This window comes from Bradyrhizobium ingae (genome assembly GCF_055791185.1).
On sequence record NZ_JBVUBB010000078.1, the window covers coordinates 1 to 7,422 of the forward strand.

The window sequence follows — 7,422 nt, forward strand, 5'->3', positions numbered from 1 at the left end:
CTTGCGAAGATCCAGAGAATAAGGCTTGCCCATCCATGCTGGCCTCCAATCCAGCCTGCATGGTGAATCAGAAACCCACTGATTTGGGAATCCCAAATCGATTCAACCTAACCCCATCCCGCTTTAGTGTCTTCAAATGGACCTCCGGCTCATTTGGCGCTTCGTATGGCGCATCGATGCCGGTAAAGTTCGTGATCTTGCCGGATGTTGCCTTGGAATAGAGGCCCTTTGGGTCGCGCCGAACGCATTCATCTATCGGCGTATCCACGAAGACCTCGACGAATTCGTGCTTCCCCACGAGCTTGCGCACCATGTCTCGGTCGGCCTTGTAAGGTGAGATGAAAGAGCAGATGACGATCAGGCCGCTTTCGAGCATCAATTTGGCCACCTCGCCGGCACGTCGGATGTTCTCGACGCGATCTGCTTCAGTGAACCCAAGATCGCAATTGAGGCCGTGACGAAGGTTGTCGCCGTCCAGGAGCATCGTGTGATGCGACATCACGTACAGCTTCTGATCGACGATATTAGCAATCGTAGATTTGCCGGCGCCGGAAAGCCCAGTGAACCAGATGATGCACGGCTTCTGATGCTTGATCGCGGAACGCTCCCTCTTGCCGATCGACAGCGGCTGCCAGATCGTGTTGGCCGCCCGCCGGAGCGGAAAATCGATCATTCCCGCCCCAACAGTACGGTTGGTATAGCGGTCGATCACGATGAAGGATCCCGTGCGCCGGTTGACGTGGTACGGATCGAAACTAGCAGGTACGACGGTCGCCACGTTGCAACGGCCGATCTCATTGAGACCTAATGTGGTCGCGGTGAGACGCTCGCGCTTGTTGACGTCAATCTTGTACTTGATGCACGTAACCGTGCCGGAGGCAATCGTTTGCGTGCCAATCCGAAATGCATAGGAGCGGCCAGGCACCATTGGCTCGTCGTCCATCCAGATCAGATGAGCGGCAAACTGGTCGGCGATCTCGGGGCGCTGCGTGGGGCTTGCGAGGACATCGCCGCGGCTGACATCGATCTCATCTTCGAGCGTGATCGTGACCGCATCGCCAGCCTCTGCAGCCGCAAGATCACCATCATAGGTCACAATCCGCTTTACGCGTGAGCTGCGACCGGAGGCCGCCGCGACAATTTCATCGCCAACCGCGATGCCTCCGGAGGCGATCGTGCCGGCATATCCTCGGAAATCCAGATTGGGTCGGTTCACCCACTGTACCGGAAATCGGAAGGGCAGGTCGGTCGTCTCGGACTGAATGTCGATAGTCTCGAGGTAATCCAGCAGGGACTGGCCGTGATACCAATCGGTGTTGCCGGATCGGTAGCTAATGTTGTCACCGTATCTGGCGGAGATCGGCAATGGGACGATCGACTTGAAGCCGAGCGCCGAAGCAAAGGCGACATAGTCGCGTACGATGCTGTCGAAGGCTTCTTTCCGGTAGTCCACGAGGTCGATTTTGTTAACGGCCACGAGGACGTTCCGGATGCCCAATAGCGAGCAGATGAACGAGTGGCGTCTGGTCTGCACCAGAACACCCTTGCGAGCATCGATCAGGATGATGGCGAGCTGCGCGTTGGAGGCGCCGGTCGCCATATTGCGGGTATATTGTTCGTGGCCCGGCGTATCGGCGACCATGAAGGATCGGCGCGGCGTGGAGAAGAACCGATAGGCGACGTCGATGGTAATACCTTGTTTGCGCTCGGCTTCGAGGCCGTCGACCAGAAGAGCAAGGTCGATGTCCTCGCCCGTCGTGCCATACTTGGCGCTGTCGCGCGCGAGCGCCTGTAGCTGGTCCTCATAGATCATCTTGCTGTCATGCAGAAGGCGCCCGATCAGCGTCGATTTGCCGTCGTCGACCGAGCCGCAGGTGATGAACCGCAGTTGATCTTTGCGAACGGCCTCGCCGAGGTGGCACACCGCGTCCGTATCCATCAAAAGTATCCTTCCCGCTTCTTCTTCTCCATCGACGCCACCTCATCCGTGTCGATCAGACGCCCCTGGCGTTCCGAGACTTTCGCAAGGCGCATTTCGGCTACGATGTCCTCGATGGTCGTGGCCTCCGACTCGATGGCGCCGCTCAGGGGGTAGCATCCGAGGGTACGGAAGCGGATCGTGCGCATCTCGGGAGCTTCGTTCGGCTGGAGCGGGAGCCGCTCGTCGTCCATCATGATCAAAGCGCCGTTCCGATGGATCACAGGTCGCGGTTTGGCAAAATAGAGAGGGACGACAGGGATTCTTTCGAACATGATGTATTCCCAGATGTCGAGCTCCGTCCAATTCGACATCGCGAACACCCTCATCGTTTCACCTTGCCGGATGCGGGTGTTGAACAGATTCCAAAGTTCGGGCCGCTGGTTGCGCGGATCCCATGCATGTCCTGCCGATCGGAACGAAAATATACGCTCCTTAGCACGGCTTTTCTCTTCGTCCCGCCGCGCCCCGCCAAATGCCGCATCGAATCCGTAGAGGTCGAGCGCCTGCTTAAGCGCCTCGGTCTTCATGACCTGCGTATGCAGCGTGGAACCGGAGTCAATCGGATTAATGCCGCGCGCGATGCCTTCCTGGTTCACATGGACGATCAGGTCGCTCCCGATGCGCCTGGCCGTCTCGTCGCGAAAGGTGATCATTTCGCGGAATTTCCAGGTCGTATCGATATGCATCAGCGGGAAGGGCAGCTTCGCCGGATAAAATGCTTTTACCGCAAGGTGCAGCATGACGCTGGAATCCTTGCCGATCGAATAGAGCATCACCGGATTTTTGAATTCGGCGACAACTTCGCGCATGATTTCGATCGACTCGGCCTCGAGCCGCCGCAAATGCCGGGGCAGCGCGAGTGTTTTAAGTCCGGTCATATCCTGCGCGTTCATTTTGCCGTCCTCGAGAAATGCCCTTCGCTACGAAGCTGCGTTGCGGTTTTCATGCGTCGCTGAGGCTTGGCTATGAGATCAGTGATCGCGCTGGCAGCTAGCGAGAACCATCGCGTGGCCCGCCGAGGTATCCAATACATGATCGGTCCAAGTGGGATGGACGAGACGTTGGCTTTACCCTGGCCACGGGCATAGAATTCTGGAGTGAGGCCGCGGCTGTAGATGGGAGGCTGACTGACTGACGTCAATTCATTCCTTGGTTGCTGCCTCAACATACGCTGGTTTATCGTGTCGCAAAGCCGTAGCGGTAGTGACTGGCGCAGCGCGATCGGGCCGTCTTGCTCAAGGGCATGATCATCCGCACACGTTTCGGGCCCGCAGGCGCTCTTGCCACCAATATAGAGCTGGTGCAGAGACGCTGAAAACCGCGCCTACAAACGGGGTGCCGTGTCCATGATGACATCTCCACGTAGCTTTCTCGCCCGGAACCTACCATGCTGCTCAATGGCTGGCGTTTTTCCTACCCGGCATTAGACGAGTTGGGGAAATCGATTCTTTGGATGGAACGCATTCAGAGCGCGGATAGCGACGATGCGGTCCTGACGGCTTGGTCTCAATCTCCTGATCCATTCGATACTCTGATGATCGAACACAGTCTCATGGCGCTGGCCCCAAGCGGCTGGCGCGCGTTGATTTAGGTGATTTGCATCGGCACGCTGTTTTACACGGCTCACGTGGATGGCAGACCTCTTTTACTGACTAGCAAACCCACCCTGATGGTCACTCAACCCGCTATCGGGAGTAGTTGGTTCTTAAAAATCAAACTCTCGATCGCCATTTGGGAGATTTGGTCTGCAAATCGCCAAGCTGTTAGATCTCTACCGCGCTGGCGCCCGGTATCTTCGCGTCGCGAAGCAATGTCCGGCGGAGCCCAATTTCATATCTTTCCAGTCACTTTGCCCAACGGGCTAGCCGCCCATAGGTCTGACTACGCCTTGCGCCCAAGTCAACTACCAGCCTTGGGAATTGATTGAGAAGACGGGCGCTGGCACTGCATGAGTGTCCCGCGTGTCTTCGGGATCCAACATCAATCTGGCCACGCTGCACCTGATGGGTGTGCCGTCTTCTCTCCTGCAGTTCTGACATGCGATCTTTTCGTTTCCTGCAACACCATGATGGATTCTCTTTATGCCCGCCGACCGCTCGCGTGCAGGAAAGATTAAAGCAAAAGGGGCGTCATTGTCGTGCGAGGCTTGCTTTTGCGGCGACTGTTTCGGAGGGAGAGGTCTTCCTCGGGCAAGATGCAGGCATGAGCGAATTCGTAAAGGGCCAGATACAGAATGAGGGCCTGATACTGTATGAGCGGAGACCGTCGCATAAGACCGCCAGGCTTCCACGAGAAGCTATGGAGCGGAGTTCGAGCGGCTTAGAGAGTTGGCATCGAGTGCTTCGCTTAGTCATGGAATGCCGACAGAGCGCCGGTGTTCGATCGCAATTGTGTGACGCGGAGCTCAGTTTAGATCGCGCCGATTTGTACGCTGGCAACGGCCGGATTGCGGCATGACCGTTCTAGCTGACAAACGTCCTATCGCGATCCGAGCGGTGCTTCCGTTCGTTTTCCGCCACTGGCTGAACCAGCCCTATCGCGCCGTCCTTGTACTGGTGGGGTTCCTCGGGTCAACGGTGGCCGACCTGTTCATGCCGGTCTACTCCGGCCATCTAGTCGACGCATTGACGTTAGGCCCTTACAACCAGGCGGCGCGGCATGCGGCGCTCACCGCCTTCGGCGGCATCGTCGCGCTCGGCCTCGTTTCGATGATCCTGCGCCTCATAGGACTGCACACAATCGCTCCGTTCACGCTTCAGACGATGGCGGACGTGGCCAGCGATACGTTCATGCGCGTCCAGCGGTTCTCAACTGATTGGCACGCCAACTCTTTTGCCGGTTCGAGTGTGCGGAAGATTACGCGCGGCATGTCGGCCCTCGACCTGCTCAACACGACCATCCTGATGTCTCTGTTGCCGTCCCTGACGATACTGGTCGGTTCGATGATCCTGCTCGGCCTGCATTGGTCTGCGCTGGGCGGCGTGGTCGCGATTGGTGCGGCGATCTATGTTGTGGTGACGCTGACATTCTCGGTCCGCTATATCGCGCCTGCCGCACGAGTCTCCAACGCCTGGGACACCAAGGTCGGCGGCACGCTAGCCGATGCGCTGACTTGCAATGCGGTGGTGAAATCGTTCGGCGCGGAGGCGCGCGAGGATGCTCAGTTCGCCCGCATCCTCAACCGCTGGCGCACGCGGCTGCGGCGAACCTGGCTGTGCTACAATTACGCCGCGATGGCTCAGCACTCGCTGCTATTGTTCCTGCGAGCGTCGGTGATCGGCGGCGCGGTGCTGCTCTGGATGGCGGGGCTCGCCTCGCCGGGCGACGTTACCTATGTGCTGACTAGCTACTACGTTATTCACGCGTATCTGCGCGAGGTTGGCATATACATCAACAACCTCCAGCGTTCAGTCGACGACATGGAGGAGCTGGTTGCGATCCATGATGAGCCGATCGGGATTGCGGACGCGCCGGATGCAAGTCCTATTGCCATCGACGGGGGTGAGATCGTATTCGACGAAGTCACCTTCCAGTACGGCGGCGAGGGGGCGCCGCTCTATGACCGGCTATCGATTGATATCACCGCCGGCGAGCGGGTTGGTCTGGTCGGCCGCTCGGGCTCCGGCAAGACGACCTTCGTCAAGCTGGTGCAACGGCTCTATGATGTCGCCGGTGGGCACATTCTGATCGACAGTCAGGACATCGCTTCTGCCACGCAGCAATCGCTCCGCAGCCAGATAGCGGTCGTGCAGCAGGAGCCGATCCTGTTCCACCGCTCGCTTGCCGAGAATATCGCCTATGGCCGGCCCGGAGCCGATATGCGGGCGATCGAGCGGGCTGCGCGGTTTGCCAATGCGCACGAGTTCATCCTGCGCCTGCGCAGTGGCTACGGTACGCTGGTCGGTGAGCGCGGTGTCAAGCTCTCAGGCGGTGAGCGGCAGCGCGTCGCGCTGGCGCGCGCCTTCTTAGCGGATGCGCCGGTGCTGATTTTGGACGAGGCAACCTCAAGCCTCGACTCGGAATCGGAGGCCCTCATCCAAGAAGCGATGGAGCGGCTGATGAAGGGCCGCACTTCGATTGTGATTGCACATCGGCTGTCGACGGTGAGAAGCCTCGACCGCATCCTGGTGTTTGATGGCGGCGTCATCGCCGAGCAGGGCACGCATGCTGCTTTGACCAAGCGGCCCGGCGGGATCTATCGGCGGCTGTTGGAGAGCCAAAGTACCGAGTTCGGCCGGATGTCTGCGGCCGGCTAGCGGGAAACTACTGAGAACTGGAAACAGCATGCAACGAGACGGCAACAAGCGGTCTGTGCGTGCAAGCGAGCGGCCTCGGGGCTGTTGACATCCGCACGGGCCGCTTCCGCCAATTGCCGCCCGCGTCCTTGAAAGCGCGGATAGAGATGGCCGTCAACATGATTGAAAATCCCTCAAAATACCCATTCCGCGCTGAAATCCGTCGCCACTATCCTGACCATTGCATTAATCGATACGAACAAGTGGCTATTGTGCAGCGGCAAACGGATGGGCGTTATCTCGAGCCGAGGCATACCGAAGGCGACGTGCTGCCATGGCGTTCTGAAGCCAGAGAGCTTCGGCTGCAATCAGCGCGAGTTGAGTGACGCTGACGCGCTACGTACTGAATTCGTTCGTCGTATTCTTCCTCCCGCGACGAACATTACTGGCCGCCCCACATCTGGGGCGGCCTTTTTTCGCCCGCGACTAAGCTCTTCGATCCGCCGGACCGCGTAATCACATGCATTCCAGCCGCATATGGCGAGGAGAACGCTGGGAACGGCACCACTTGATTGTGCTTGATGGGAGAAGTTGGCCTTTGGCGTAGCACCGCTTCTGGAGAAGCTTCGGCCTGACCGGTTCTGGCTCACGGGACAGGGCCCTCCGGATACGATGTAACGGGCAACGGATGCGAAAGCCCACGAGCGTGGTGGGTCGACCTTTGGTCGGCGCCTCGCGCAGCGCAGACTCGCTAGCTTCGACGTGCGGCGGGGAAACCTGCCCTTTGTGCATCCGTGGGGCAATCACGGTCATTTCAAGCCGATTTTCGCCACGCTCAGCCATGGGCGTGCTGGACCTTTTCTGTATCCGGGAGGAGAGCCGAGCATGGGCTTCGACACAGCGCTCGACCAGTCGACGGAGCCGAATTTGGAAAAAGCTGACGCGGTCGACGGAGCAGGCAGCAAATCCCTGCTCTAAATGAAATCCTGCTCTTCGAAAAGCCGTTCGGCCGTCTCGAAGCTGGTATCCGCAAGAGCACGGTCGCGGAGGCCGCTCTCAACGCTTCGAAAGCCCGGCCCTAGTCTTACTGCGTCACAAACGGTGGTCTGTGGAATGGGCGAACTTGATTGCACAACAAGGGCATCTCGACAACGTTCGGACCAGCCCTTGTTCGAGTCGCCGTCGCATCGTCGTGATCGAATTTGG

Annotated in this window: 5 protein-coding genes; 3 read left to right on the forward strand and 2 right to left on the reverse strand. The window is 58.7% G+C overall.

Annotation, left to right across the window (positions count from 1 at the left end; translation table 11 throughout):
• Positions 1-67 precede the first annotated feature (67 nt).
• The gene (gene cysN, locus ACV1FX_RS41365; RefSeq protein ID WP_473123224.1) at positions 68-1,939 is read right to left on the reverse strand and encodes a sulfate adenylyltransferase subunit CysN; all 1,872 of its coding nucleotides are present in this window, start codon (positions 1,937-1,939) and stop codon (positions 68-70) included.
• Entirely contained in the window at positions 1,939-2,874 is a 936-nt protein-coding gene (cysD, locus tag ACV1FX_RS41370) for a sulfate adenylyltransferase subunit CysD (RefSeq protein ID WP_473123225.1), read from the reverse strand. Before cysD ends, cysN begins: the two co-directional genes overlap by 1 nt.
• Positions 2,875-3,368: 494 nt before the next feature.
• Between cysD and ACV1FX_RS41375 the strand changes: the two genes are divergently transcribed.
• The 3 genes from ACV1FX_RS41375 to ACV1FX_RS41385 all read left to right on the forward strand — a co-directional run bounded on the left by ACV1FX_RS41375 (position 3,369) and on the right by ACV1FX_RS41385 (position 6,602).
• Entirely contained in the window at positions 3,369-3,572 is a 204-nt protein-coding gene (locus ACV1FX_RS41375) for a hypothetical protein (RefSeq protein ID WP_473123226.1), read from the forward strand.
• Between the two features lie 862 nt (positions 3,573-4,434).
• A complete protein-coding gene (locus ACV1FX_RS41380; RefSeq protein ID WP_473123227.1) occupies positions 4,435-6,237 on the forward strand; it encodes an ABC transporter ATP-binding protein in 1,803 nt (600 codons plus the stop codon).
• A 146-nt stretch (positions 6,238-6,383) separates the two neighbouring features.
• Positions 6,384-6,602 (forward strand): hypothetical protein, encoded by a 219-nt coding sequence (locus ACV1FX_RS41385; RefSeq protein WP_473123228.1) that lies wholly within the window; start codon positions 6,384-6,386, stop codon positions 6,600-6,602.
• Positions 6,603-7,422 lie beyond the last annotated feature (820 nt).